Annotated in this window: 23 protein-coding genes and 1 pseudogene; 11 read left to right on the forward strand and 13 right to left on the reverse strand. The window is 73.3% G+C overall.

Going from position 1 to position 23,056, the window contains the following annotated elements; translation table 11 throughout:
* The first annotated feature begins 2 nt into the window (after nucleotides 1-2).
* Nucleotides 3-803: an alpha/beta fold hydrolase gene (locus ACIQMJ_RS31190; RefSeq protein ID WP_499764578.1), complete on the forward strand. Its 801-nt coding sequence runs from the start codon at nucleotides 3-5 to the stop codon at nucleotides 801-803.
* A 79-nt stretch (nucleotides 804-882) separates the two neighbouring features.
* Here ACIQMJ_RS31190 and ACIQMJ_RS31195 read toward each other — a convergent pair whose 3' ends face one another.
* From ACIQMJ_RS31195 to ACIQMJ_RS31230, 8 genes are all read right to left on the reverse strand, one after another.
* Entirely contained in the window at nucleotides 883-1,437 is a 555-nt protein-coding gene (locus ACIQMJ_RS31195; protein WP_499764579.1) for a hypothetical protein, read from the reverse strand.
* Between the two features lie 57 nt (nucleotides 1,438-1,494).
* A complete protein-coding gene (locus ACIQMJ_RS31200) occupies nucleotides 1,495-2,667 on the reverse strand; it encodes a histidine kinase (RefSeq protein WP_387496113.1) in 1,173 nt (390 codons plus the stop codon).
* Nucleotides 2,664-4,385, reverse strand: a complete 1,722-nt coding sequence (locus ACIQMJ_RS31205) for a sodium/solute symporter (protein ID WP_499764580.1) — start codon at nucleotides 4,383-4,385, stop codon at nucleotides 2,664-2,666. The genes ACIQMJ_RS31200 and ACIQMJ_RS31205 overlap by 4 nt, the downstream gene beginning before the upstream one ends.
* The gene (locus ACIQMJ_RS31210; protein WP_360449541.1) at nucleotides 4,382-4,768 is read right to left on the reverse strand and encodes a DUF485 domain-containing protein; all 387 of its coding nucleotides are present in this window, start codon (nucleotides 4,766-4,768) and stop codon (nucleotides 4,382-4,384) included. The genes ACIQMJ_RS31205 and ACIQMJ_RS31210 overlap by 4 nt, the downstream gene beginning before the upstream one ends.
* On the reverse strand, nucleotides 4,765-5,604 hold the full coding sequence (locus ACIQMJ_RS31215; protein WP_141982336.1) for a LytR/AlgR family response regulator transcription factor: 840 nt from the start codon (nucleotides 5,602-5,604) through the stop codon (nucleotides 4,765-4,767). Before ACIQMJ_RS31215 ends, ACIQMJ_RS31210 begins: the two co-directional genes overlap by 4 nt.
* A 36-nt stretch (nucleotides 5,605-5,640) precedes the next feature.
* A complete protein-coding gene (locus ACIQMJ_RS31220) occupies nucleotides 5,641-5,949 on the reverse strand; it encodes a hypothetical protein (protein WP_499764581.1) in 309 nt (102 codons plus the stop codon).
* 310 nt (nucleotides 5,950-6,259) lie between these two features.
* A complete protein-coding gene (locus tag ACIQMJ_RS31225) occupies nucleotides 6,260-9,247 on the reverse strand; it encodes an AfsR/SARP family transcriptional regulator (RefSeq protein ID WP_499764582.1) in 2,988 nt (995 codons plus the stop codon).
* Nucleotides 9,248-9,291: 44 nt separating this feature from the next.
* Nucleotides 9,292-11,775, reverse strand: a complete 2,484-nt coding sequence (locus ACIQMJ_RS31230) for a DEAD/DEAH box helicase (RefSeq protein ID WP_499764583.1) — start codon at nucleotides 11,773-11,775, stop codon at nucleotides 9,292-9,294.
* A 277-nt stretch (nucleotides 11,776-12,052) separates the two neighbouring features.
* On the opposite strand from ACIQMJ_RS31230, the gene ACIQMJ_RS31235 reads away from it, so the two are divergent.
* The 4 genes and pseudogenes from ACIQMJ_RS31235 to ACIQMJ_RS31250 all read left to right on the forward strand — a co-directional run bounded on the left by ACIQMJ_RS31235 (nucleotide 12,053) and on the right by ACIQMJ_RS31250 (nucleotide 14,465).
* Nucleotides 12,053-12,742, forward strand: coding sequence for an energy-coupling factor ABC transporter permease (locus ACIQMJ_RS31235; RefSeq protein WP_499764584.1), 690 nt, complete (start codon nucleotides 12,053-12,055; stop codon nucleotides 12,740-12,742).
* The gene (locus tag ACIQMJ_RS31240; RefSeq protein ID WP_499764585.1) at nucleotides 12,739-13,041 is read left to right on the forward strand and encodes a PDGLE domain-containing protein; all 303 of its coding nucleotides are present in this window, start codon (nucleotides 12,739-12,741) and stop codon (nucleotides 13,039-13,041) included. The genes ACIQMJ_RS31235 and ACIQMJ_RS31240 overlap by 4 nt, the downstream gene beginning before the upstream one ends.
* 89 nt (nucleotides 13,042-13,130) lie before the next feature.
* Nucleotides 13,131-13,628, forward strand: a pseudogene (locus ACIQMJ_RS31245) (energy-coupling factor transporter transmembrane component T family protein); the annotation flags it as partial.
* Nucleotides 13,629-13,691: 63 nt separating this feature from the next.
* Nucleotides 13,692-14,465 carry an energy-coupling factor ABC transporter ATP-binding protein gene (locus ACIQMJ_RS31250; RefSeq protein ID WP_499764638.1) on the forward strand — a complete coding sequence of 258 codons (774 nt, stop codon included), beginning with the start codon at nucleotides 13,692-13,694 and terminating at the stop codon, nucleotides 14,463-14,465.
* 27 nt (nucleotides 14,466-14,492) lie between these two features.
* Here the strand turns inward: ACIQMJ_RS31250 and ACIQMJ_RS31255 are convergent, their stop codons facing one another.
* The 4 genes from ACIQMJ_RS31255 to ACIQMJ_RS31270 form a co-directional block, all read right to left on the reverse strand.
* Nucleotides 14,493-15,623, reverse strand: coding sequence for a lytic polysaccharide monooxygenase (locus ACIQMJ_RS31255; RefSeq protein ID WP_499764586.1), 1,131 nt, complete (start codon nucleotides 15,621-15,623; stop codon nucleotides 14,493-14,495).
* 141 nt (nucleotides 15,624-15,764) lie between these two features.
* Nucleotides 15,765-17,057: an MFS transporter gene (locus tag ACIQMJ_RS31260; RefSeq protein ID WP_499764587.1), complete on the reverse strand. Its 1,293-nt coding sequence runs from the start codon at nucleotides 17,055-17,057 to the stop codon at nucleotides 15,765-15,767.
* Between the two features lie 113 nt (nucleotides 17,058-17,170).
* Entirely contained in the window at nucleotides 17,171-17,590 is a 420-nt protein-coding gene (locus ACIQMJ_RS31265) for an SRPBCC family protein (RefSeq protein ID WP_499764588.1), read from the reverse strand.
* A gap of 30 nt (nucleotides 17,591-17,620) precedes the next feature.
* A complete protein-coding gene (locus tag ACIQMJ_RS31270; protein WP_499764589.1) occupies nucleotides 17,621-18,226 on the reverse strand; it encodes a uridine kinase family protein in 606 nt (201 codons plus the stop codon).
* A 137-nt stretch (nucleotides 18,227-18,363) separates the two neighbouring features.
* Between ACIQMJ_RS31270 and ACIQMJ_RS31275 the strand changes: the two genes are divergently transcribed.
* The 5 genes from ACIQMJ_RS31275 to ACIQMJ_RS31295 are packed head-to-tail and all read left to right on the forward strand — an operon-like array spanning nucleotide 18,364 to nucleotide 21,502.
* Nucleotides 18,364-18,828, forward strand: a complete 465-nt coding sequence (locus ACIQMJ_RS31275) for a hypothetical protein (protein WP_499764590.1) — start codon at nucleotides 18,364-18,366, stop codon at nucleotides 18,826-18,828.
* On the forward strand, nucleotides 18,825-20,042 hold the full coding sequence (locus ACIQMJ_RS31280) for a PPE domain-containing protein (protein ID WP_499764591.1): 1,218 nt from the start codon (nucleotides 18,825-18,827) through the stop codon (nucleotides 20,040-20,042). The genes ACIQMJ_RS31275 and ACIQMJ_RS31280 overlap by 4 nt, the downstream gene beginning before the upstream one ends.
* Nucleotides 20,039-20,305 (forward strand): hypothetical protein, encoded by a 267-nt coding sequence (locus tag ACIQMJ_RS31285; RefSeq protein ID WP_387496153.1) that lies wholly within the window; start codon nucleotides 20,039-20,041, stop codon nucleotides 20,303-20,305. The genes ACIQMJ_RS31280 and ACIQMJ_RS31285 overlap by 4 nt, the downstream gene beginning before the upstream one ends.
* Nucleotides 20,298-20,936, forward strand: coding sequence for a hypothetical protein (locus ACIQMJ_RS31290; RefSeq protein ID WP_499764592.1), 639 nt, complete (start codon nucleotides 20,298-20,300; stop codon nucleotides 20,934-20,936). Before ACIQMJ_RS31285 ends, ACIQMJ_RS31290 begins: the two co-directional genes overlap by 8 nt.
* 29 nt (nucleotides 20,937-20,965) lie before the next feature.
* Complete coding sequence (locus tag ACIQMJ_RS31295) at nucleotides 20,966-21,502, forward strand: hypothetical protein (RefSeq protein ID WP_499764593.1); 537 nt, start codon at nucleotides 20,966-20,968, stop codon at nucleotides 21,500-21,502.
* Here the strand turns inward: ACIQMJ_RS31295 and ACIQMJ_RS31300 are convergent.
* Nucleotides 21,429-22,196: a helix-turn-helix transcriptional regulator gene (locus ACIQMJ_RS31300; RefSeq protein ID WP_499764594.1), complete on the reverse strand. Its 768-nt coding sequence runs from the start codon at nucleotides 22,194-22,196 to the stop codon at nucleotides 21,429-21,431. The genes ACIQMJ_RS31295 and ACIQMJ_RS31300 overlap by 74 nt on opposite strands.
* 54 nt (nucleotides 22,197-22,250) lie before the next feature.
* Here ACIQMJ_RS31300 and ACIQMJ_RS31305 point away from each other — a divergent pair, with 54 nt between their 5' ends.
* The gene (locus tag ACIQMJ_RS31305) at nucleotides 22,251-23,021 is read left to right on the forward strand and encodes an ESX secretion-associated protein EspG (protein WP_499764595.1); all 771 of its coding nucleotides are present in this window, start codon (nucleotides 22,251-22,253) and stop codon (nucleotides 23,019-23,021) included.
* The last annotated feature ends 35 nt before the right edge of the window (nucleotides 23,022-23,056 follow it).

Consider the following 23,056-nt stretch of genomic DNA (forward strand, 5'->3'; position numbering starts at 1 on the left):
TCATGACGCCAGTCCACGTGACCGTGGTCGAGGGCCCCGCCGACGTGCCACCGGCCGTGTTCCTGCACGGGGTGCTGAGCTGGGGCTCGGACGAGACCTACGGCTTCGGCCACCAGCGCCCGCTCGGCGCGCACCGACGACTGCTCCTGGTCGACCGCCGCGGTCACGGCGAGAGCCCCGACCTCGACGGGCCGCACCGCACCGACTACGAGGTGGACGCCGCGGACGCCGTCGCCCTGCTTGCCGGCGGCGCCCACCTGGTCGGCCACTCGTACGGCGCGGTGGCCGCGATGCTCGCCGCCGCCACCGGACCCGACCTGGTGCGCTCGCTGTGCCTGATCCAACCGGGCGCGCTGCGCCCCGCCGAGTCCCACCCGGCCGTCGCCGAAGCCCTGACCCGCGCCCGCGCCGCCACCGGCAGCCTCCCACCGGACCTGACCCCGGAGGACTACCTGCGGCTGTCCACCGAGTCCGTCGGCATGCCCACCCCGGACCCGACCCCGGCCCGCCTGCGCGCCGCCCGCACCACCATGGCCGAACGCCCGTGCTGGGACGCCGACGTCCCCCTGCCCCCGCCGGCCACCGCCCCGTTCCCGGCCGTGGTGATCCGCGGCGACTGGTCGGGAGCCCCCGAGACCTACCGGCGCCTGGCGGGCATCCCCCTCCAAGCCGCCGCCGAGGTGATCGCCGCCCGGATCGGCGCCACCCTGCTGACCGTCCCCGGCTTCTACCCGCACGTCCAGCAGCCGACCGCGGTCAACGCCGCCCTCGCCGACCTGTGGACCCGCGCCGACGCGTCCTAGCCGAACAGCTTCGCGGAAGCCGCGGACACACTGGAACCGGCCGGACGTGGGCGTGCGACCCGACAGCCGGCCGGGCTGGTCAGCGCCGGACGTAGGGCACGATCTCGCCGCCGGAGATCCGGGTCGAACAGGTGTAGGTCGCGCTGCCCGGGTCGTCCAGTGTTCGTACCAGGTGGAACTGCTGCTCCCACCTTCGCAGGCCCTGTTCGTCATCGAACCGAACGGTCACGGTCAAGTCGTGCTGGTCGCCTCGCTCACGCAGGGGAGCCAGCTCGACAGGAACCTCGAGTGTCGTCCGAAGGGCATCGACTGGGCGCGGCATCACCCTCGGGATGTTGAGCGCCTGCCGCAGCTGCTGCGGGGATGTGCGGACCTCCACCATCACGTCGACCGCGGCGAACTGCGAACCGTTGTGGAGCGGGACCTTGTTCGCGGCCGGTCCGGCGTGCTGCGGAATGATCTCGGCCTGGAAGTTGGGGCGCAGGGCGATGGCGAGCGCGCGGGTCGCGGCGTCGGCAGTGGCGCTGGTCTTGGCGGCCGTGCGGTAGGCCGCCCCGGCGGAGAAGGCACCGGCGATCGCGGAGACAGACCCGGCGATCGCACTGATGACGGAGGCGGTGACGGTCCACGACATCGGGACAGCCTGCCCCATCGCCGAGCGGGCACGAGGCCGCCTCGGTGGGTTCGGCCGCTAGGCGTGCACGCCCGCCTGGTACTTCGGCACCCGCACGCTGATCTTCGTCCCCAGCCCCTGGGCCGTTTCCACGACCAGACCGTAGTCGTCGCCGTAGCACCGGCGCAGTCGCTCGTCGATGTTCCCCAGCCCTATCCCGGCGGTCGCGCCGACCTGACCCGCCAGGGTGCGGCGCAGGGCGTCGGGGTCCATGCCGATGCCGTCGTCCTCGATGGTGATGTGCGCTTCCTCGCCCGCGTCCGCCGCCAGGATCGAGATGTGCCCCGGCCCGACCTTGCCCTCCATCCCGTGCCGCACGGCGTTCTCCACCAACGGCTGCAGGCACAGGAACGGCACGGTCACCGGCAGCACCTCCGGCGCGATCTGCAACGTCACCTTCAGCCGCTCGCCGAACCGGGCCCGCTCCAGCGCCAGGTACTGGTCGATCGACTTCAGCTCCTCCGACAACGTGGTGAAGTCACCGGCCCGGCGGAACGAGTAACGGGTGAAGTCGGCGAAGTCCAGCAGCAGGGTGCGAGCGCGCTCGGGGTCCGTGCGCACGTAGGACGCGATGGCGGACAGCGAGTTGTAGATGAAGTGCGGCGAGATCTGCGCCCGCAGCGCCCGCACCTCCGCCTCCACCAACCTGGTCCGCGAACGGTCCAGTTCGGCCAGTTCCAGCTGACCCGACGCCCACCTCGCCACCTCGTTGGTCGCCCGCACCAACCCCGCCGACGCCTCCCGGCTGTACGCCGCCAGCACGCCGACCACCCGCCCCTCCACGGTCAGCGGCGCGAGGACGGCCGTGTGCACCGGGCAGTCCGGCGCGGAGCACGTGATGTCGAACGCCCGGGTGCGGCCGGTCTCGAAGACGTCGGCGGCCAGGCCCATCGCCTCGGTCGCGTGGTGCTCGCCGTCGCCCTCCCAGGCCACCACCTCGGTCTCGTCGGTCAACGCCAGGGCGGGCGTGCCGAGCAGGGTCCGCAGGTGCTTGGCCGACTTCTTGGCCGCCTCCGGCACCAGCCCGGCGCGCAGCGGGGGAGCGGCGGACCACGCGGTGTGCAGCGTCTCGAACGTGATGCGCTGCTCGTGGGTGAGGAAGTCGTTGCGGGTGCGGGACGTCCACCACAGCGTGATCACCACGGCCAGGCCGACGACCAGGATCGCGCCCGCCGTCCACAGCGCGGTCACAACCGGTCCTGACTGCGCAGACCCAGGTTCTCCGGCGCGTGCAGTCGCACCATGACGTGGTTCACCCCCGGCGGCACCCTGCGCGGCGTCATCAGCGACACCGCGTACATCACGACGAACCCCAGCGGCACCGTCCACGCGGCGGGCCGGGCCAGGAACACGTGGTACCACGCGCCGCCGCCGCGCGAGCTGATCGTCACCAGGCCGGCCACCAGCGCGGGCAGGCCGCCCGCCACCATCCCGGCCACCGCGCCGACCGTGGTGATGCGCGTGCTCCAGATGCCCAGCACCAGCAGCGGGCACAGCGACGACGCGGCCACCGCGAACGCCAGGCCGACCATGTCCGCCACCGGCACCTTGCCCACCAGCCACGTCATGCCCAACGGCACCAGCACCGCCAGCACCGTCGACATCCGGAACCCGCGCACCCCGCGCCACCGCAGCACGTCCCGGCTCAGCACGCCCGCCAGCGACACCATCAACCCCGACGACGTGGACAGGAACGCGGCGAACGCCCCACCGGCCACCAGCGCGCCCAGCAGCTGCCCGCCCAGCCCGTCGATCATCCGGCTCGGCAGCACCAGCACCACCGCGTCCGTGTCACCGGTCATCAGCAGCTCCGGCGTGTAGAGCCGGCCGAGCGCGCCGTAGATCGGCGGCATCAGGTAGAACACGCCCAGCAGGCCCAGCACGATCAACGTGGTGCGCCGCGCCGCGCGGCCGTTCGGGTTGGTGTAGAAGCGCACGATCACGTGCGGCAGGCCCATCGTGCCCAGGAACGTGGCGATGATCAGCGAGTACACCGCGTACAGCGGGAACCGCTCGCCGCCGCGCATCGGCAGCGCCCACACGTCGTTGGTGTTCGACGGGATCGACAGCACGTGCGGCACGGCCGCGCCCTCGGGGAACGTCAGCCGCGTCCCGGCGGCCACCGTGTGCCGGCCCGCGGTCAGCTCGCCGCCGCCGTCGACCCGGTGCCCGTCCACCCGGCCCGCGCCGGTGTAGGGCGTGGCGCGGGAGGCGTCGAACGCGGTGTCCGAGTCGAACGTGACCGTGGTCTGCTTCGGGAACTCGGGGAACTGCGGCCCGGTCAGGTCGCGCGCGCCGTGCGCCTGCCAGGCGATCACCAGGAACACCACGGGCACCGCGATCGCGGTCAGCTTGAGCCAGTACTGGAACGCCTGCACGAACGTGATGCTGCGCATCCCGCCGGAGATCACGTTCGTGGTGACGACCACCGCGACCACCAGCGCGCCCACCCAGTCCGGCGCGCCCGTCACCGTGTTCAGCGTGAGCCCCGCGCCCTGCAACTGCGGCAGCAGGTACAGCCAGCCGATGCCCAGCGCGAACCCGCTCGCCACCGCGCGCACCGCGGGCGACGCGAACCGCGCCTCGGCGAAGTCCGGCAACGTGTACGCGCCGCTGCGGCGCAGGGGAGCGGCCACCAGCGCGAGCAGCACCAGGTAGCCCGCCGTGTAGCCGACCGGGAACCACAGCATGTCCGGCCCGTGCGCGAAGATCAGCCCGGCGATGCCGACGAACGACGCCGCCGACAGGTACTCGCCACCGATCGCGGAGGCGTTCCACCACGGCGAGACGGTGCGCGAGGCGACGAAGAAGTCCGACGTCGTGCGCGAGATCCGCAGCCCGTACGTGCCCACCAGCATGGTGCCGACCGCGACGACCAGCACGGCGACGATGCCGTACCCACTGCTCACGAACGCTCCACCAGTTCGGCGAACTCCCGCTCGCTGCGCTCGGCCTGGCGCACGTAGAACCAGCCCGCGAGCACGAACACCGGGAACACCAGGAAGCCGAGCAGCAGCCACGGCAGCGGCAGGCCCAGCAGCCGCTGCGCGCCGACCTGCGGCGCGAACGTGAACACCAGGGGCAGCGCCGCCACGCTCCCGCACACGACCGCGCACAGCAGCAGCCCGAGCCGCCGCTGGGTCCGGATCAGCGACCGCATGTAGACCGCGCCCAGCTCGCTCTGCTCGTCGATCTCGCGGGACGCGGGGTAGGGGCGGGGCGCGCGCGGCGCGCGGGTGCGCGGGCTCGTCACCACGACCCGCTGGGTGGGCGGTCGCTGCGGCGACGTCACGACGGCTGCCGGTTGCGGCGCACCAGCAGCTGCCGGAGGTGCCGGGCGTGCCGCCGGCTGACCGGCAGCACCGCGCCGCCGATGTTCACGCTCAGGTGGCCGTCCTCCAGCCGCAGCTCGTCGATGTGGCCGAGCGACACGAGGTGGCTGCGGTGGATGCGCACGAACCCGGCCGAGCGCCACCGCTCCTCCAGCCCGTTGAGCGCGGCGCGGACCAACCCGCTGCCGGTGGCGGTGTGCAGGCGGGCGTAATCGCCGTGCGCCTCGACGTACCGGATGTCGGCCAGGCGGATGAACCGGGTGATGCCGCCGAGTTCGACCGGAATGACTTCGTCGCCCACGTCGGGCGTTTTCTCGGCGGGCGCGGCGGACGTCGTTTCCGGCGCCTTGGAATCGAGGACTTCGTGCACGATCCGGTGCACGGACTCGGCCAGCCGTTCCGCCCGAACGGGTTTGAGCAGGTAATCGAGCGCTTTCAGCTCGAATGCCTCGACCGCGGGTTCCTGGTGCGCGGTGACGAACACGATGCGCGGCGGCTGGGCGAACCGGGACAGCACGCGGGCCAGGTCCAGCCCGTCCAGGCCGGGCATGCGGATGTCGAGGAACACCGCGTCGACCGGCTGGCCGGCGTCCATGGCGCGGTGCAGCGTGCGCAGGGCCTTCGTCGCGTCCGTGACGGCCTCGACGTGGGCGACGCGCGGGTCGGAGCGCAGCAGGTAGACGAGGTCCTCAAGCGCTGGGGCCTCGTCGTCCACGGCGAGCACCCTCAGTGTTCGCTCAAGCGCCCCGCGGCGCTCCGGGCCCTCGCAGAGCGGGCAGGGAAGTCCTGAGGTCATGGAGTTCCAATGCGGTGTGGTCGGCAGCGTCGGCGATTAGACCACCGGACGCCTATCCTCACCCTTCGGGGTGGCCAAGGGCAATGACCGGCGCGCGGCCTGGGCGTCACCGAGCGTCATCTCCAGCTCCAGGAACGCCTCCTCGGCCCGGCGCGCGGCCAGCGCGACCGAGGCCGCGGCGGCGCTGCCGACCAGCCGGCGCGTCGGCTCGTGCAGCCCGCGCACCACCTCCGACCACTCGTTGGCGACCCGCGCCAACTCCGTCAACGCGCAGACCAATTCGGCGGGAGTGCGCGGCGCCGGCTCCGCGATCCGCGCCAGGCCGACGTGCGGATCGGAATCCATGACATCCCCCACGAGTAGAGCCGCCGAACCATCGAAACCCGATGTTCTCGTTCACCGACCACGCGGTCAACGACCCGGAGGAGTGGTCTCAATTGGCCCCGAATTCCGCGAGTCGAACCTCCAGGTCCCGAGAGTCGAACACTCAGGTCCCGAGAGTCCTACGTTCGCGTCCCGAGAGTCCTACGTTCAGGACCCCTGAGTTCAACGCTCAGGTACCCCCGCCCGCCGACCTGAGCGTTGAACTCGGGGGTCCTGAGTGTTCGACTCTCGGGACCTGAACGTTCGACTCTCGGGGGCCTGGGGGTTCGACTCACGGGGGTGGGGTCAGGGTGGAGAGGGCGGTGGTGGCGGCGGACTCGCACTCGGTGAAGCCCGAACGGGTGGCCAGGTCACGGGCGACGCGGGCGTGGCGGACGGCTTCGGCGCGGCGGCCGTCGGTGGCCAGGGCGTGCACCAGGTGGACGTGCGAGCGGACGACGCCGTAGCGGAAGTCCGACGACGTGGCCAGCTCCAGCGCGCGCAGGTGCGCGGTCACGGCGCGGGCCGGTTTGCCCAGGTGGCGCAGCACCAGGCCGAGCGAGTTGTGCACCTCCGACTCGATGCGCGGGCTGCCGCCCAGCTCCTGCACCAGCGCCAACGACCGCTGCGCCGCCCGCAACGCCTCCGCGTGCTCCCCGCCCAGGCACAACGCCGCCGCCAGGTGCGCCATCGCCTCCGCCCGCGCGTGCCGCGCCCCCGTCCGGTGCCACGCGGCCAGCGCGTGCCGCAGCAGCTCCACGGCCCGCTCGTGCTCACCCGCCGCCGCGTGGCACCGCCCGAGCAGCGACGCGCACGCCGCCTCCAGGTTCACCCCGTCGGCCGCGCGCGCCAGCTCCAACCCCTCCGCCAGCAACGCCCGCGCCACGACCGGCTCGCCGCTCATCATCCGCACCGCGCCGAGCCCCGCCAGCGCGCCGATCCGCACGTGCGGCCCGGCCCAGTCCTCCGCGCTCAACGCCATCAGCCGCTCGAACACCGCCGACGCCGCCGACAGCTCGCCCAGCTCCAGGTGCACGACCCCGTCCAGCCCGGCGTGCAGCCACTCCGCCCGCCCGGACGGCCGCGCCGACCGCAGGTACCGCTGCGCCGCCCGCGGGTCACCCAGGTTGCGGTGCTCGGCCGCGAGCCACACCAGCATCAACGTCTCCGCGTCGTGGTCGCCCGCCGCCCGTGCCGCGCCCAGCGCCGCGTCGATCGCGTGCACGAACTCCACGTGGTGCCCGTGCGAGCCGAAGTACCCGCCGACGGCGTCGATCAGCCGCCACGCCATCGGCAGCGGGCCGTGCGCCGCGCAGTGCTCGGTCGCCGCCAGCACGCTGGGCCGTTCCGCGTCCAGCCACGCCCTGGCCTCCTCCGGCCCCAGCCGCGGCGGCCCGGACGCGCCCAGCTCCGGGTACAGCACGTCACCCACCTCGAGCGCCGTGCGCAGGTACCAGTCGAACAGCCGCCGCCGCGCCGCGTCCAGGTCCTCGCCCGCCGCCCCGGCGCGGTCGGCCGCGTAGTCGTGCAGCAGGTCGTGCAGCCCGAACCGGTCCGCGCCGACCCGCTGCACGAGGTGCGCCGACGCCAGGTCCTCCAGCAGGCTCCGCGCCACGTCCTCGGGCGCGTCGAGCAGCGCCGCCGCCCCGAACACGCTGAAGTCCGGACCCGGCAGCAGCCCGGCCAACCGGAACAGCCGCGCCGCGTCCGGCGCCAACGCCGCGTACGACAGGTCGAACGCCCGCCGCACCGCCGCCGTGTCGTCGTTGTCCACCGCCAGCGCGGCCAGCCGGTCACCGCCGCGCAGCTCCTCCACGTACGCCGCGACGTCCACGTGGGACGAGCCGACCAGGTTGCCCAGCGCGATCCGCAGCGCCAGCGGCAGGTACCCGCACAGCCGGGCCAGCTCGCCGAGAGCGTCGAACTGCGCCACGGCCGCCTCCGGCCCCAGCGACCGGGCCAGCAGCTTCCACGCCTCGTCGCCCCGCAGCACGTCCAGCCGCACCGTCGTGGCCCTCAGCCGCAGCTCGTTGCGGCTGGTCACCAGCACCGAGCAGCCGGGGTCGCCGGGCAGCAGCGGCAGCACCTGGTCCACCGACGCGGCGTTGTCCAGCGTGATCAGCACCCTCCTGCCGCGCAACCGGGCCCGGTAGGCGCGGACCAGCTCCTCGGTGTCCACCGGGATGTGGTCGGCCCGCACGCCCATCGCCCGCAGGAACCGCGCCAGCACCGCGGACGTCGGCAGCGGCGGTGACGTGGAGTGCCCGCGCAGGTTCACGTACAGCTGGCCGTCGGGGTAGCGGTCGCGCACGGCGTGCCCCACCGAGATGGCGAACGCCGTCTTGCCCACCCCCGGCGGCCCGCACACGACCGCGGTCGCCGTGCCGCGCGTCAGCAGCCCCTTCACCCGGGTCAGCTCCGCGCCGCGACCCACGAAGTTGCCGACCGGCGCGGGCAGCTGCGACACCGGCGCCCACGTGCTCGCGGCGGGCTGCTGCAACGCCGGGTCTCCGGTGAGGATCGCGTGGTGCACCGCGCGCAGCGAGTCGCTGGGGTCCACGCCCAGCTCGCGCGCCAACGCCGTGGACGCCTGCCGGTAGGCGTCCAGCGCGTCGGCCTGCCGGTCCACCCGGTACAGCGCCACCATCAGCTGCGACCAGAACCGCTCCCGCAGCGGGTGCTGCGCGGTGAGCCGGCGCAGGTCGGCGATCACCTCGTCGCACCGGCCCAGCCGCAGCTTCACGTCCACCAGCTCGGAGGTCACCCGCAGCCGCTGCTCGACCAGGCCCGCCGCCTCGATCTCGTGCAGCGACTCCGACGGCACGTCGGCCAGCGGCGGGCCGTGCCAGCACTCCAGCGCCCGCTCGTAGGCCCGCGCGGCGGCGACGAGGTCGTCGGCGGCGGCCAGCGCCGCGCCCTCCTCGGCCGCTTCCTCGAACCGGTGCAGGTCCAGCGTGCCCGGCGGCAGGTCGATCCGGTAGCCGGTCGGCGTGGTGTGGATCAGCGGCGGTTCGCCGAGCGCGCGCCGCAACCGCATCACGTACACCGGCAGCGTCTGCGCGGCGCGGTCGGGCGGCGTCTCGCCCCACACCCGGCGGATGAGGTCGTTGGCGGGCACCGAGCGGTTGGCGTCCAGCAGCAGGGTCGCCAGGACGATGCGGTGCTTGGCGGCGGTGACCGGGACCGAGCGGCCGTTCCGGCGTACCACGAGGGACCCCAGCACGCCGAACTCGTCCTGCGACAGGGTCAACCGCCTCCGCTCCGTCCCGACGTCTGACATGCTCCAACCCCGGTCGGCACCGGAGTACCACCGGATGGACCCCGCTACATCCGGCCGACTTCGGTGATCCGCACGGCGGCCGTGCCGATCTCGTCGGACTCGGCCAGGTCGACCTCGGCGGTGAAGCCCCAGTCGTGGTCCTTCGCCGGGTCGTCGAGCACCTGACGGACCCGCCACAGCCCCGGTTCCTCGGTGATCAGCAGCAGCGCCGGGCCGCGCGCGTCGGGACCCATGCCGATCTCGTCGTGCTCCTCGAAGTACGGCTCCAGCGCGTCCTGCCAGTCGTCGGCGGTCCAGCCCGCGTCGCCGTCGAGCTGCCCCAGCTCGTAGTAGTTGCGCCGGGCCGCCAGCTCCACCCGCCGGAACAACGCGTTGCGCACCAGCACCCGGAACGCGCGCACGTTGCCCGTGACGGCCGGTGGCGTGTCGCCGATCGACGCCTCCACTGCTTCTTCGGTGGGGTTGCGCAGCTTCTCCCACTCGTCGAGCAGGCTGGAGTCGACCTGGCGGACCAGCTCGCCCAGCCACTCCTGGAGGTCGCTGAGCTCCTCGGTCTTGGCGTCCTCGGGCACGGTCTGCCGCAGCGCCTTGTACGCGTCGGCCAGGTACCGCAGCACCAGGCCCTCGGAGCGCGCCAACTGGTAGTACGAGACGTACTCGGCGAACGTCATGGCCCGCTCGAACATGTCCCGCACCACGGACTTCGGCGACAGGTGGTGGTCGGCGACCCACGGGTGCCCGCGCCGGTAGGTGGTGAACGCGGCCTCCAGCAGCTCGGCGAGCGGCTTCGGGTAGGTCACCTCCTCCAGCAGCTCCATCCGCTGGTCGTACTCGATGCCCTCGGACTTCATCGCCCCGATGGCCTCGCCGCGCGCCTTGTGCTCCTGCGCGGACAGCACCTGGCGCGGGTCGTCCAGAGTGGACTCGACGACCGACAGCACGTCCAGCGCGTAGGACGGCGACTCGCGGTCCAGCAGCTCGATCGCGGCCAGCGCGAACGGCGACAGCGGCTGGTTGAGCGCGAAGTTGACCTGGAGGTCCACGGTGAGCCGGATGTCGCCGCCCTGCCGCTCCACCACGCCCGCGGCCAGCAGCCCCCGGTACATCTGGATGGCCCGCAGGATGTGCCTGCGCTGCGCGGGCCGGTCCTCGTGGTTGTCCTCCAGCAGGTGCCGCATCGCGGCGAACGCGTCGCCGGGCCTGCCGATCACGTTGAGCAGCATGGCGTGGCTGACCTGGAAGCTGGACGTGAGCGGCTCGGGCTCGGCGTTCTTCAGCCGCTCGAACGTCTGGTCGCTCCACGACACGAAGCCCTCGGGCGCCTTCTTGCGCACGACCTTGCGCCGCTTCTTCGGGTCGTCACCCGCCTTGGCCAGCGCCTTCTCGTTCTCCACCACGTGGTCGGGCGCCTGCACCACGACCGTGCCGACGGTGTCGTAGCCCGCGCGGCCCGCCCGGCCGGCGATCTGGTGGAACTCGCGGGCCTTGAGGTGGCGGGTGCGCTGCCCGTCGTACTTGGACAGGGCGGTGAACACGACCGTGCGGATCGGCACGTTGATGCCGACGCCCAGGGTGTCCGTGCCGCAGATGACCTTCAGCAGGCCGGCCTGCGCGAGCTGCTCCACCAGCCGCCGGTACTTCGGCAGCATGCCCGCGTGGTGCACGCCGATCCCGTGCCGGACCAGGCGGGACAGCGTCTTCCCGAACCCGGAGGTGAACCGGAACCGGCCGATCATGGCCGCGATGGCGTCCTTCTCGGCGCGGGTGGCGACGTTCACGCTCATCAGCGACTGGGCGCGTTCCAGCGCCGAAGCCTGGGTGAAGTGCACGACGTAGATCGGGGCTTCGCGGCCGTGCAGCAGCTCCTCGATCGTCTCGTGCAGGGGAGTGGTGACGTACTGGAAGTTCAGCGGAACCGGGCGTTCGGCGGAGCGCACCACGCTCGTCGTGCGGCCGGTGCGGCGGGTCAGGTCCTTCTCGAAGAACGTGACGTCGCCCAGGGTCGCCGACATCAGCAGGAACTGGGCCTGGGGCAGTTCGATCAGCGGCACCTGCCAGGCCCAGCCGCGGTCGGGTTCGGAGTAGAAGTGGAACTCGTCCATCACGACCTGGCCGATCTCGGCCCCGGTGCCGTCGCGCAGGGCGATGTTGGCCAGGATCTCGGCCGTGCAGCAGATGATCGGTGCGGTCTCGTTGACGCTGGCGTCGCCGGTCATCATGCCGACGTTCTCCGCGCCGAACGTCTCGATCAGGGCGAAGAACTTCTCCGACACCAGCGCCTTGATGGGCGCGGTGTAGAACGTCCTCTTGCCCTCCGCCATGGCGGCGAAGTGCGCGCCGATGGCGACCAGCGACTTGCCGGAGCCGGTCGGCGTGCTGAGGATGACGTTCGAGCCGGAGACGATCTCGATCAGCGCCTCCTGCTGCGCCGGGTACAGCGACAGCCCCCGTTCCCGCGCCCACTCGGCGAAGGTGTCGTAGAGGAGGTCGGGGTCGGGGGTGGCCGGCAGGCGGTCGGTGAGAGTCATCGCAGGCAGAGCATAGTGGCTGCGCCCGGTGACCCCGACCCGCCCGATGCGGCCGGTCGCTACCCCTTGGCGGCTTCCGGGCACGCCTCGTACGCGTGGTAGCGCCACACGCCCAGCGACTCCAGGGTGCTGGTGCAGTACTCGTACTCGGCCACCGCGCCGTGCCGGCACGCCTCTTCCTCGGCGTAGGTGACCTGGTTTCACCCCGTCGGTGTGATCGGACTCTTTGTTGCATGGATCTGGCCACTGCGGAGTACTTGCAACTAGCGTGGTGCGCGTGTCCGAACCGGTAGCAATGCACATGAGCGACGGCCTGCTGAACGCGCCGACCTCGCTGCTGTTCGTCGCGGTCGCCGTGGCCGGGGTGGGCGTGGCGCTGGTCAAGGCGCGCGGCGACCTCGACGACAGGACCGCGCCGATGGCCGGTCTGGTGGCGGCGTTCGTGTTCGCCACGCAGATGCTGAACTTCCCGGTGCTGCCCGGCGTGAGCGGGCACCTGCTCGGCGGCGCGCTGGCCGCCATCCTGGTCGGTCCGTGGGTCGGCGCGCTGTGCGTGACGATCGTGCTGGTCGTCCAGTCCCTCTTCTTCGCCGACGGCGGCGTCACCGCGCTCGGCGCGAACGTCACCAACATGGCCCTCGTCGGCACGGCGGTCGGGTACCTGACGGCGGTGGTGCTGCGCCGGCTCGCGACCCGCAACAAGGGCGGCCTGGCCGCGGTCGCGTTCGTGTCCGCGCTGGTCAACACGGTGCTCGCGGCGTTCGGCTTCGTGCTGGAGTACGCCATCGGCGGCCAGGGCGGTGTCGCGTTCGGCACGGTCGCGGCCGCGGTGCTCGGCGTGCACGTGCTGATCGGCATCGGCGAGGGCCTGATCACCGCGGTCACCGTGACCGCGGTCGCGACGGTCCGGCCCGACCTGGTGCACCTGCTGCGCGGCGTGCCGCAGAAGTTGGAGCTGAGGGCGTGAAGCGCTTCTTCCTGGGGTTCGCGGTGGTCAGCCTGCTGCTGGCCGGGGTGGTGTCCTACTTCGCCGACTCCGACCCGGACGGCCTCGACCACGTCACCGAGCAGCACGGCATCGCCGAGCACGCCCGGGACCACCCGCTGGGCGGGGGACCGCTGGCCGACTACGCGGTGGCGGGCGACGACCGGCTCACCGGGCTCGCGGGCGTCGTCGGCGTGGTGCTCACGCTCGTCGTCGCGGGCGGGCTGTTCTGGTTGCTGCGCAGGCGCTCCGGCGCCGACACCGACACCGGGTCCGGGTGAGCGCGGGCCACGGCTTCCTGCACCGGCCGGGCGACTCGCCGGTGCACCGCCTCGCGCCGCAGGTGAAGATCGTCGTCGCGGTGGTGGCGGTGCTGGGCGTGGTGGCCACGCCGCGGGAGGCGTTCTGGGCGTTCGGCGCGTACCTGCTCGCGCTCGGCGCGGTGTGGGCGGTGGCGCGCGTCCCGGTGCGGTGGTTCGCCGCGCGGTCGGTGATCGAGCTGCCGTTCGTGGTGCTGGCGCTCGTGCTGCCGTTCACCGGCGGCGGCGACCGGGTGGACGTGCTGGGCGTGCCCGTCTCGGCGGAGGGCGCGCTGGCCGGGTGGAACATCCTGGCCAAGGGCACGCTCGGCCTGCTCACGTCGTTGACCCTGGCGGCGACCACCGCGCCGCACGACCTGCTGCTCGGGCTGCAACGGCTGCGGATGCCGTCGGTGCTGGTCACCATCGCGACGCTGATGCTGCGCTACGCCGAGGTGATCGTGGGCGAGGCCCGGCGGATGCGGGTGGCCCGGATCTCCCGCGGCGACGACCCGCGGTTCCTGTGGCAGCTCGGCGCGACCGCGCGCGGCGTGGGCAGCCTGTTCATCCGATCCTACGAACGCGGCGAGAGGGTGCACCTGGCGATGGTGTCGCGCGGTTGGACGGGCCGGATGCCCGACGGCGGTGGCGGCGGTGCGGTGGTCGAACCGCGGCGCGACGCCCCCGCGCTGGTGGTGGAGCGGCTCGCGTACGCCTACCCGGACGGCCACCAGGCCCTCTACGGGGTGAACCTGCGGGTGGAACGCGGTGAGCGGGTCGCCGTCCTCGGGCCGAACGGCGCGGGCAAGACGACGTTCGTGCTGCACCTCAACGGTGTGCTGGGCGGTGGTTCCGGCCGGGTCGAGGTGGCCGGGCTGCCGGTGGAGAAGGCGAACCTGAAGGAGATCCGCCGCCGCGTCGGCGTGGTCTTCCAGGACCCCGACGACCAGCTGTTCCTGCCCACCGCGCGGCAGGACGTGGCGTTCGGCCCGGCGAACTTCGGGCTGCGCGGCGCGGAGCTGGAGGAACGGGTGGACCGCGCGCTGGCCGCGGTCGGCATGGCCGGGTTCGCCGACCGGTCGCCGCTGCACCTGTCGGGCGGGCAGCGCCGCCGCGTGGCGCTGGCCACCGTGCTGGCCTGCGACCCGGAGGTCCTGGTGCTCGACGAGCCCTCGGCGAACCTGGAACCGGTGGCCCGCCGAGAGCTGGCCGAGGTGCTGCTGGGGTTGGACCGCACCATGCTGATGGTCACCCACGACCTGCCCTACGCCTTGCAGCTGTGCCCGCGCAGCGTGTTGATCGACGGTGGTGTCGTGGTGGCCGACGGACCGACGCGGGAGCTCCTGGCCGACGCCGAGCTGCTCGCCCGGCACCGCCTGGAGCTCCCGTTCGGGTTCCGCCTGTGAACGCCCCGGATCAGCCCGACCGGGGGATCAGGGGCTGGTGCAGGTCACCGTGGGCAGCGAGTTCGTGCCGGAGAAGTTGGCCGTGAAGCCGAACTTGACCGACGTCTCGGGCGCCACCGTGCCGTTCCACGCCGCGTTCTTGACCACCACCTGCTGACCGGAGCCGGACTTGACGCCGCTCCACAGGCTGGTGATCGACTGGTTGCCGCCCCACGTCCACGTGGCGGTCCAGCCGTTGTAGGCGCTCTTGCTGTGGTTCATGACCTCGACCTCCGCCTGGAAGCCGCCCGACCACGCGCTGCTGATCTTGTAGATCGCCATGCAGTTCGCGTCGCCCGGGGTGGTCGGCGTGGTGGTGGTCGTGCTGGTCGGGGTCGTGGTGGTGGTCGACGTGGAGGTGCTGGTCGACGTCGTCGTCGTGGTGGTGGTCGTCGTCGTGCCACCGCCGTTGCCGATGCCGGTCTCCTGGCCGTTGCCGCCGTCGAACACGACGTCCGAGCAGTTGTAGAACGTCTCCGCGCTGTCCGAGCGGGTCCACACCGAGTAGATGATGTGGCGACCGGACTTCCCGGAGGGCAGCTTCGCGTTCCAGTAGTACTTGCCGTCGACCGTGCCCACCGCGCCGCTGTCCGGCGGGTTCGTCACGCTGTCGAACGGCGTGCTCTCCAGGTCGCTCCAGGCCAGCGGCCGGGTCGGGCTCCAGCTGTCCTTGGTGACGAAGAGGTGGAACGTGCCGGGGTGCGCGGCCCACTTGTTGTAGGTGAAGTTGAAGGTCGCGCCCGCGGTGAGGTGGGTCACCGGGTAGTCGTTGCGGGCGATGTCGAACCCGGAGAACGTCGGGTTGCCGCCGCTGCACAGCTTGCCGTCGGGGATGAAGCCGCTGGTGCGGCCTGCGCCGTCGGATCGCAGCACGCCGAACCAGTTGTAGAGCGCGTTGGTGCCGCCTGCCGCGACCGCGGCGGCGCACGCCGGGTTCTGCGGCCGGATGTCGCCCTGCGGGGACAGGCCGTCCTTCCAGCACAGGAAGGTCCGGCTGCCCGGGGTCATCATGGCGCCGTGTGCGGACGCCGCGGTCGGACCGATCACGTTGACGAGCGTCGCGATCAGCAGGCCGGCCGCGCCGGCCGCGGCCAGTGCGATCCATCGTCGGGCCGTCACGTCGTTCACCTCCTCGTTGAGGTTCTGGGAGCGCTCCCAGGAACAGGCATGACTGTAACCGCGAGTACGTCGATCTGTGAATGGGCGACTACACAGTGCATCTCAGCGGCGCAGTGCCTGCCGCTTTACGGACGCAGCGCGCTACACCCGGACGCGGGTACGCCGCCTCGCGCGTTTCGCCGGGCGCACTGGGCCGTGCGGGTGACCGGCGGGCGGTGCCGGCTGGTGCGGCCTGCGCAGCACGCGGTGCGCCAGCGCGGTCCGCCGGTGCTGCGGCGCGGCCAGCACGGAGGCCGCGAACACCGTCACCAGCAGCGTCAACGCGCCCGCGAGCACCAGCGTCTCCGGCGCGCCGATCCGCTCGCACAGCCAGCCCAGCAGGGGCGCGCCCACCGCGCCCGCCGCCGCGCCGACGGCCGAGTTGACCGCCAGCAGCCGCCCGCGCATGCCGTCCGCGGTGTCCAGCTGGATGCGCGTGCTCATGGTGGTGTCGATGACGACCGCGCCCGCCGCGATGGGCAGCAGCACGAGCGCGAAGCCGAGCGTGCCCGGCACCAGCCCGCTGGTCACCTGGAGCAGGCTCGTCGCGCAGGCGACGACCAGCAGCAGGCGCACGGTCAGCGCCTTGCGCGCCGCCGCGGCCAGCCCGCCCAGCACCGTGCCGATCGCGAACACCGTCGACAGCAGGCCGTACGCGGTCGCGTCGGGGCTCATCGCGGCCATCGTGACCTGGTAGTTGCGGCCCAGGCTGGACAGCGTGAACCCGACCGCGAACAGCAGCACCAGCCGCCCGCTCGCGGCGACGTACCGCAGGCCCGCCGTGACGCCGACCCGGTCGGACGGGCTCTGCGCCAACGGGTGCAGCTCGTCGCGGCGGATGGTCAGCACGGCCAGCGTCACGGCCAGGAAGCTGACGGAGTTGATCAGGAACAGCGCGGGCGGGCCGAGCGCCGCGGCGAGCACCGCGGCGCTGCTCATGCCCAGGATGCGGCCCGTGGAGCTGAGCACCGACCCCAGCGCGACCGCGTTGCCGAGGTCCTCCCGCGACACCACCTGCGCGCCGAACCGGCCCAGCGCGGGCCCGTCGAACACCGTCACCAGGCCCGCGGCGAACGTCAGCGCGAGCACCGCCGCGATCGGCGCGCCCTGCCACACCACGAGCGCCAGCACGGCGGCCAGCACGGCGTGCAGCGCCTGGCAGGCGAGGATGATCCGGCGCACCGGCAACCGGTCGGCCACCGAGCCCGCCCACGGGCCCAGCAGGACCGACGGCAACGTGGCCAGCAGCACCGACAGGCCGACCGACGTGGCCGAGCCGGTGCTCTCCAGCACGACCCAGTTCAGGCCGATCAACTGCATCCACGAGCCGGTCACCGAGATCAGGTCGGCGAACGCCCAGCGGCGGTAGTTGCGGCCGCGCAGAGCGCGGAACATCGAAGCTCCCTAGAAGACGATCCGGGGCCTCGACGTGCAGACGTGCCCAGGTGAACGGCAGCAACAGTAAATGTCGCTTTTCCGCGTTCAAACCTGGTGAACAGTGAAAACGCTCACGTAACGCTCTGCATCGCGAGCGTCGCGAGCCGGTTGAGGGCTTGCTCCAGGTGCTCGTCGGTGATCTCGTGCGCCTCGCCGCCGACGGCCGCCGGGTGCTCGCCGCCGACGTCCAGGTGCAGCACCACCCGGCTGCGTCCGGGACCCGCGTCGTCCACCTGGAGCCACCCCGAGTAGCCGCCGCCCTCCAGGTCGCCCCACTCCAGCCGGCGCTGCTCGTCGTCCGCGGCCAGGTAGCCCTCGGCCTCGTCGATCTCGTCGCCCATCGACACGCGCCCGGTGACCCGCTCCGGCCCGCTCGGCTCCACCTGCACCCCGTCGGGCAGCCACGCCTCCATCGCGGACACGTCCCGGGCCAGGTCGAACACCACCCGCGCGTCGACCGGGATCGTCTGCTCGTGCTCGTACTCAGCCATGCCGGCAGCAGTACCCCCGGCACGACCGGGTTACACCGCCGCGGGTGCCATGCCCCCGATCGTGGCGAGCTCCACCCGGTCCGGGCGGGCCGGGCGCATGCCCGCGTCCACGCAGCGCCGCACCACGCCGGGGTGCTCGCGCAGCAGCCGCAGACCCCGGCGGGCCAGCAGCGGCACCGGCTTGCGCGCCTCGGCCACGTCCCGGGCGAACCGGCGCGCGAACGTCACCAGCGCGTTGGGCGCGAGCACGATCGCGTCCGCCAGCACGCCCGCCTCGCGACAGCCCGCCACCAGCCGGTCGGCGAACAGCCCCTCGGCGATGAACAGGCCCGGCGCGGTGACGGTCCGGCAGCCCACCCGCCGGTCCTCGCCCAGCGCGTAGACCGGCGCCTCGACCGTGCCGGTGGTGGCCAGCTCGACCACGGCGGCCAGCGCGTCGGCGGTGTTCCAGGAGCCCTCGGCGTCCCAGTCCGGGCGGCCCGCCTCGTCCCGGGGCAGCAGCGGGTCGTCGCCCTCGCGGTAGAAGTCGTCGAGCCGCAGCACGGGCAGGCCGAGGTGGGCGGCGAGGGTGGACTTGCCCGAACCGGAGGGGCCGGCGAGCAGCACGGCGCGCGCGTGAACGGCAGGTGACGGCACGGGAGACGATTTTCGCACACCACCCGTCCGGTCCGGCACCGCAGCCTTGCGGTCGCCTTGTCCGACCGTGCACCGACGCTGCTCCCGCTGTGCACCCGCTCTGGTCACCCGCGCGCGGGCACACCACGATGTGCTCCATGGTCGTCAGGGTGCGTGGCGTCGAGCACGCCAAGCAGATGCGCGAAGAGCTGCGCGAGGAAGTGCGCGGGTCGCGCCCCGTCGCGCTGCCGGAGGTGTCCGCGCCGAGCGGTGCGGGCGCGGCGGGCGTGGTCGCCGAGGGCGGTGACTTCATCGAGCTGGACCTGGACTCCTTCGGCCGGGCGGTCGCGGACCTCGACCGGCTGCACGGCGTGCTGAGCGGGTTGCTGCGTCGTGCGGAGCAGGAGCTGGAGCAGCCCCTCGGCGACGGCAAGGGCCCGGTCGCGCGCAACATGCGCGAGGCGTTCGGGCTGCGCGGCAGCGACCTCGGCGGCGGCGTGCGCGCGGCGCTGCGGTCCTACCTGGCCGAGCTGGCCGCGTTGCAGGAGGCGTTGCAGCAGGTCGGCAAGACCCAGAAGGTGCAGGACGACTACGTCGCACAGGCTTTGGAGCGGCTGCGGTGAACGAGCGCGAGCGCAAGGGCGGGTTCTGGTCGGACTTCCACGACTACTCGCCGGCCCACCGCCGGCAGCACGAGAAGCGCGTCAAGCTGCGCCGGGAGAACCGGAAGCCGGAGAACTTCGGCAAGATCAACTGGCGGGCGTACACGCACCGGCAGCTCTGGGACATGGTCAAGTCGGCGGACGCCGCGCAGATGGCCACCCGGACGTACGAGTGGAAGCGGCTGGCCGAGGACATCGACCAGGCGACCGCGGACGTGCGCAAGATCGTGCAGAGCCTCACGCTGTCGTGGCGCGGGCCGTCCGCGGTGGCGGCGTCCGAGTCGGTGACGCGGCTGACCCGGTGGGGCTCGGACGCGTCCGACCGCGCGTTCCTGGTGGGCGGTGGTCTCGACGGCTACACCACGGCGGTGGCCGAGGCGGCGCAGGCGATCCCCGAGCCGGTGCACCCGGACGCGGAGAAGTGGTTCGCGCAGGGCTACGACGTGACCGCGCTCGACGGGCCGCAGGGCTCGTACATGCTCGACCAGCTCCTGGACGACCACCGGCCGTCCAAGCAGGAGCAGCGCGAGGCGATGGACCGGGCCGTGCGGGTGATGGAGCAGTACGAGGCCGCCGCCCACGGCATCGGCAAGGAGCTGCCCGTGTTCGAGCAGGCCCCGGAGGTGGCCAAGCGGGACGTGGAGCAGTGGACGCCCGGCCTGCCGCTGCCGTGGCAGGAGCCGACGCCCACGCCGCCCGTGTGGGAGCACCCCGACCGGACCGACCCCGCGGGCCGGCCGCCGTACGAGACCGGCACGCGCCCCGAAGGCACCACGACCGTGGCCGCGGCCGGCGGACCGGCCGTCGGTGGACCCGGGTACCCGGGCGGTCCCGGCGGGTTCGGCGGCGCGAACCCCGGTCACGGCTCGTTCGGCCCCGGCGCGGGCGGGGTCCACGGCGGCGGCCTCCACGGCGGCGGCAGCGGTCACGGCGGGTTCGGGCCGGTCGGTCCGGGCGGCGCGTCCGGCGTGCTCGGCGCGGTGCCGGGCGGCGCGGGGGCGCGCGGCGGCGTCGGACCCGTGGTCGGCGCGGGCGGTCCGCAGGGCTTCGGCATGTACCCGCCGATGGCGCCGGGCAACCGCGAGGAGGACGGCGAGCACCGCAACCGCTACGACAACGGCCTGGACCTGCTCGACGACCTGCCGCCCGCGTTCCCGCCGGTGCTCGGCGAATGAGCCGCGGCTACCAGGTCGACCCGGACGCGCTGGGCGCGTTCGCGGGTCGGTTGGACGAGGCGGCCGACGAGGTCCGCGCCGTCGCGGCCGGCCTGGCGGAACCGCCGGGCGACCTCGGCCCGGAGGGCGTCACCGAAGCGGTCGAGCACCTGGTGGCCGAGTGGGCGGGGGTGCTGCGCGGCGTGGAGCTGGACGCGCTGGCGGACGCGTTGCGCGCGGCGGGTGAGGTGTACCGGCAGGCCGACGAGCTGCGCCATGACTGACTACCGGGGTCTGGGGTTCGACCCCGCGCCCGGTCACGCGGGCGCGGTGGCGGCGGCGAGCGAACGGCTGTCGGTCGCCTTCACGGTCACCGGCGCGCCACCGGAGCAGTGGACGGGTGCGGCGGCGGACGGGTTCAGGACGCGGTTGGAGGCGGTGGTGTCGGAGCTGACGGCGGTGCGGCGCGCGATGCGGGCGGCGGCCGAGGTGCTCGACGGCTGGGCCACCACGCTGCTGGGCAACCAGCGGCGGGCCGAGGAGCTGGACCGGCGTGCGCTGGCGTTGCGGCGCGAGCTCGCCGACGCGTCCGACGAGGTCGACCGGACCGGGGCGATGGCCGCGTTCACCGCCGCCGACGGCGAGGCGCACGACCGGGCCGTGGCGCGGCACGACGAGCTGCGGCGGCGACTGGACGACGTGCTGGAGGAGGCCCGGCTGCTGGAGCGCGACCACCGCGCGGAAGCCAGGCGGGTCGCCGAACGGCTGCGCGCCGAGGAGCCGTCCACGGCCATCGCCGACACGCTGACGGGCTTCTCGTCCCTCACCGCCGAGCTGGCGTCCGTGCTGCTCGGCCCACCTCGACCGGCGTCCACCAGGGGCGCGGCGGCGGCGTTCCGGGCGGGCCTGGGGTGAGACTCGCTCCCGTGCCGGGGGTGACCCCGGTGGCACTCAGCACCCCTGAACGCACCGCGGCGGAGCTGTTAGCCGTCCTGCGTCGCCTGAAGGGCACCCACGACCCCGGGCTGGAGGTGTCCGCCACGCAGGCCGCCGAGCTCGCGCACCAGCACGGCGCGGGCCTGCTGGCCGTGGTCGAGCACCGCGACGCCGACCCGGCGCTGCTCATGGCGGGCGTGGTGCCGGTCGACCGGCCCACCGACCCCGGCGAACTGGGCTTCCACCTCGACGGCCCGGCGATCCGCGAGGTCACCCGGGGCGAGACCGCGACCGGCTACCCGGTGGTGATCGTGGAGCGCATCCCGGTCACCGGGCCCGGGGCCCAGCTCCAGGTCGTGGTGACCGACCCGGACCACCCGCGGATCGCGGTGTTCACGCTGCACTCGCCGACCGGGCGCGGCTGGCTGGAGGTGGCGGGCATCGCGGGCCGGTTCGTGTCGGGCGTCGAGTTCAGCGGTGCCGGAACTCGCTCGGCGTCTGCCCGACCACCTGGCGGAACGTCCGGGAGAAGTGCGCGGCGCTGACGAAACCGCAGTCCTTGGCGATCTCGCCGATCCCGCGCATCGCCTTCGCGGGGTCGGCGAGCAGCGCCTTGGCGCGGTCGATCCGCAGGCCGCGGATGCGCTCGGACACACCCTGCCCGTCGTCGAAGAGCTGGTAGAGGCGGCGGCGGGAGATGAACAACGCCTCGGCGACCCGGTCCGCGCTCAGGGTCGGGTCCGCCAGGTGCTCGCGCATGTAGTCCAACGCCTCGCGCCGCCGTGCGACCAGGGAGTCCACGCGTTCCAGCTCGGCCCGCAGCGCGCTGCGCAGCACGAGTTCGGCCAAGCCCAGCAGGTGGTGGGACAGGCCGTGGGGGTCGAGGGCGTGGGCGGCGGCGAGCACGTGCCCGACCGCGCCCGAGAACACGGCGTGCAGCGCGGCGTCCACGGGGACCTGTTGGAACATCAGCGGTCTCAGCTCGCCGAAGCCGACGGTGAGCCGTGCCTCGGCGACGGTCAGCATCACCACGTCGGGCAGGACGTGCAACGCGCAATCGGGAAACCGAAGCGCGGCGCCGTTGCCGGGCACGCCGCCCGCGACCGTGCAGCCGACCAGCAGCTGGATGTGCTCCGGGGTGCCCGCACCCCCGCTGAGCGCGGCTTTGGCCGCCGCCGCGCCGGAAGCCCGCACAGTCAGGAACCCGCCGGCGACGTCCACGCCGAGCAGCGTAGCCACCGGTGTTGCCCAACCGGCCGCGAAAGCCGCCGCCGACCGCTACCTTCTGGCCTCATGGCGCGACGTTCGGCGACCGCGGTCGTCCTGTCCCACCTGGAGTTCGACCTGCTGTGGGAGGACCTGGGCGCGGGTGAGCCGCCCTACCCGCTCGAGGTGCCGTCCCACGGCGAGACGATGGACGAGCGCGACGCCCTCGGGTCGGAGGTGCTGCGCACGTTGACCGAGGCGGGGCTGGCCGACGGCGAGGATGTCGCGCCGGAGCTGGAGGACCTGTTCACGCTGCTCGCGCACGGCGAGGTGTCGGTGGACGCGCTGGTGTTCCGGCCGCACCCGTGGCGCGTGCTGGCGACGTCGCGGGGCAGGCAGGGCGTGCTGGCCGTGCTGAACGACCGCGAGGTGGCCCTGGAGCCGGTCACCGACCTGACGTCGGCGATCACGCGCGTCATCGGCGACGCGCCCGCGGGCCCCGGTGAGCAGGTGCGCATGCCCCGGCCCGTCTTCGCCGCCGCCATGGACGCCTACGCCCAGTCCGGCCACACCGCGCTGGAACGCACGCTGGCCCAGGCGGGCATCACCGGCCGCGCCACCCGGTCGATCACCACGCTGGTCGACTCGCCGCGCAAGTCGACCGGTCAGCTCGCCGCCACCGGCCCCGGCGGCCGGTCCCGCGTCCTGAGCTGGACCGAGACCGCCGCGGGCCGGTACGCCCTGACCACCGAGCAGTCACCGGACACCGAGTGGGTCCACCTCTCGCCCGCCGACACCCCGTGGCTGACCCGCCACCTGACCGCTCTGCTCACCCGGGCCCGCGGCACCCGACCGTAGAACTCGGGGTACCCGAACGTTCGACTCTCGGGACC

This window comes from Actinosynnema sp. NPDC091369, assembly GCF_044757065.1.
Classification (GTDB): Bacteria; Actinomycetota; Actinomycetes; order Mycobacteriales; family Pseudonocardiaceae; genus Actinosynnema.

Coding starts and splice junctions, on each gene's coding strand:
- ACIQMJ_RS31195 (WP_499764579.1), bottom strand. CDS start 1,437: ATGTCGTGGACCGTCACCGCCTCCGTCATCAGTGCGATCGCCGGGTCT.
- ACIQMJ_RS31290 (WP_499764592.1), top strand. CDS start 20,298: ATGACTGACTACCGGGGTCTGGGGTTCGACCCCGCGCCCGGTCACGCG.
- ACIQMJ_RS31275 (WP_499764590.1), top strand. CDS start 18,364: ATGGTCGTCAGGGTGCGTGGCGTCGAGCACGCCAAGCAGATGCGCGAA.
- ACIQMJ_RS31220 (WP_499764581.1), bottom strand. CDS start 5,949: ATGGATTCCGATCCGCACGTCGGCCTGGCGCGGATCGCGGAGCCGGCG.
- ACIQMJ_RS31285 (WP_387496153.1), top strand. CDS start 20,039: ATGAGCCGCGGCTACCAGGTCGACCCGGACGCGCTGGGCGCGTTCGCG.
- ACIQMJ_RS31215 (WP_141982336.1), bottom strand. CDS start 5,604: ATGACCTCAGGACTTCCCTGCCCGCTCTGCGAGGGCCCGGAGCGCCGC.
- ACIQMJ_RS31190 (WP_499764578.1), top strand. CDS start 3: ATGACGCCAGTCCACGTGACCGTGGTCGAGGGCCCCGCCGACGTGCCA.
- ACIQMJ_RS31250 (WP_499764638.1), top strand. CDS start 13,692: ATGCCCGACGGCGGTGGCGGCGGTGCGGTGGTCGAACCGCGGCGCGAC.
- ACIQMJ_RS31305 (WP_499764595.1), top strand. CDS start 22,251: ATGGCGCGACGTTCGGCGACCGCGGTCGTCCTGTCCCACCTGGAGTTC.
- ACIQMJ_RS31260 (WP_499764587.1), bottom strand. CDS start 17,057: ATGTTCCGCGCTCTGCGCGGCCGCAACTACCGCCGCTGGGCGTTCGCC.
- ACIQMJ_RS31265 (WP_499764588.1), bottom strand. CDS start 17,590: ATGGCTGAGTACGAGCACGAGCAGACGATCCCGGTCGACGCGCGGGTG.
- ACIQMJ_RS31230 (WP_499764583.1), bottom strand. CDS start 11,775: ATGACTCTCACCGACCGCCTGCCGGCCACCCCCGACCCCGACCTCCTC.
- ACIQMJ_RS31225 (WP_499764582.1), bottom strand. CDS start 9,247: ATGTCAGACGTCGGGACGGAGCGGAGGCGGTTGACCCTGTCGCAGGAC.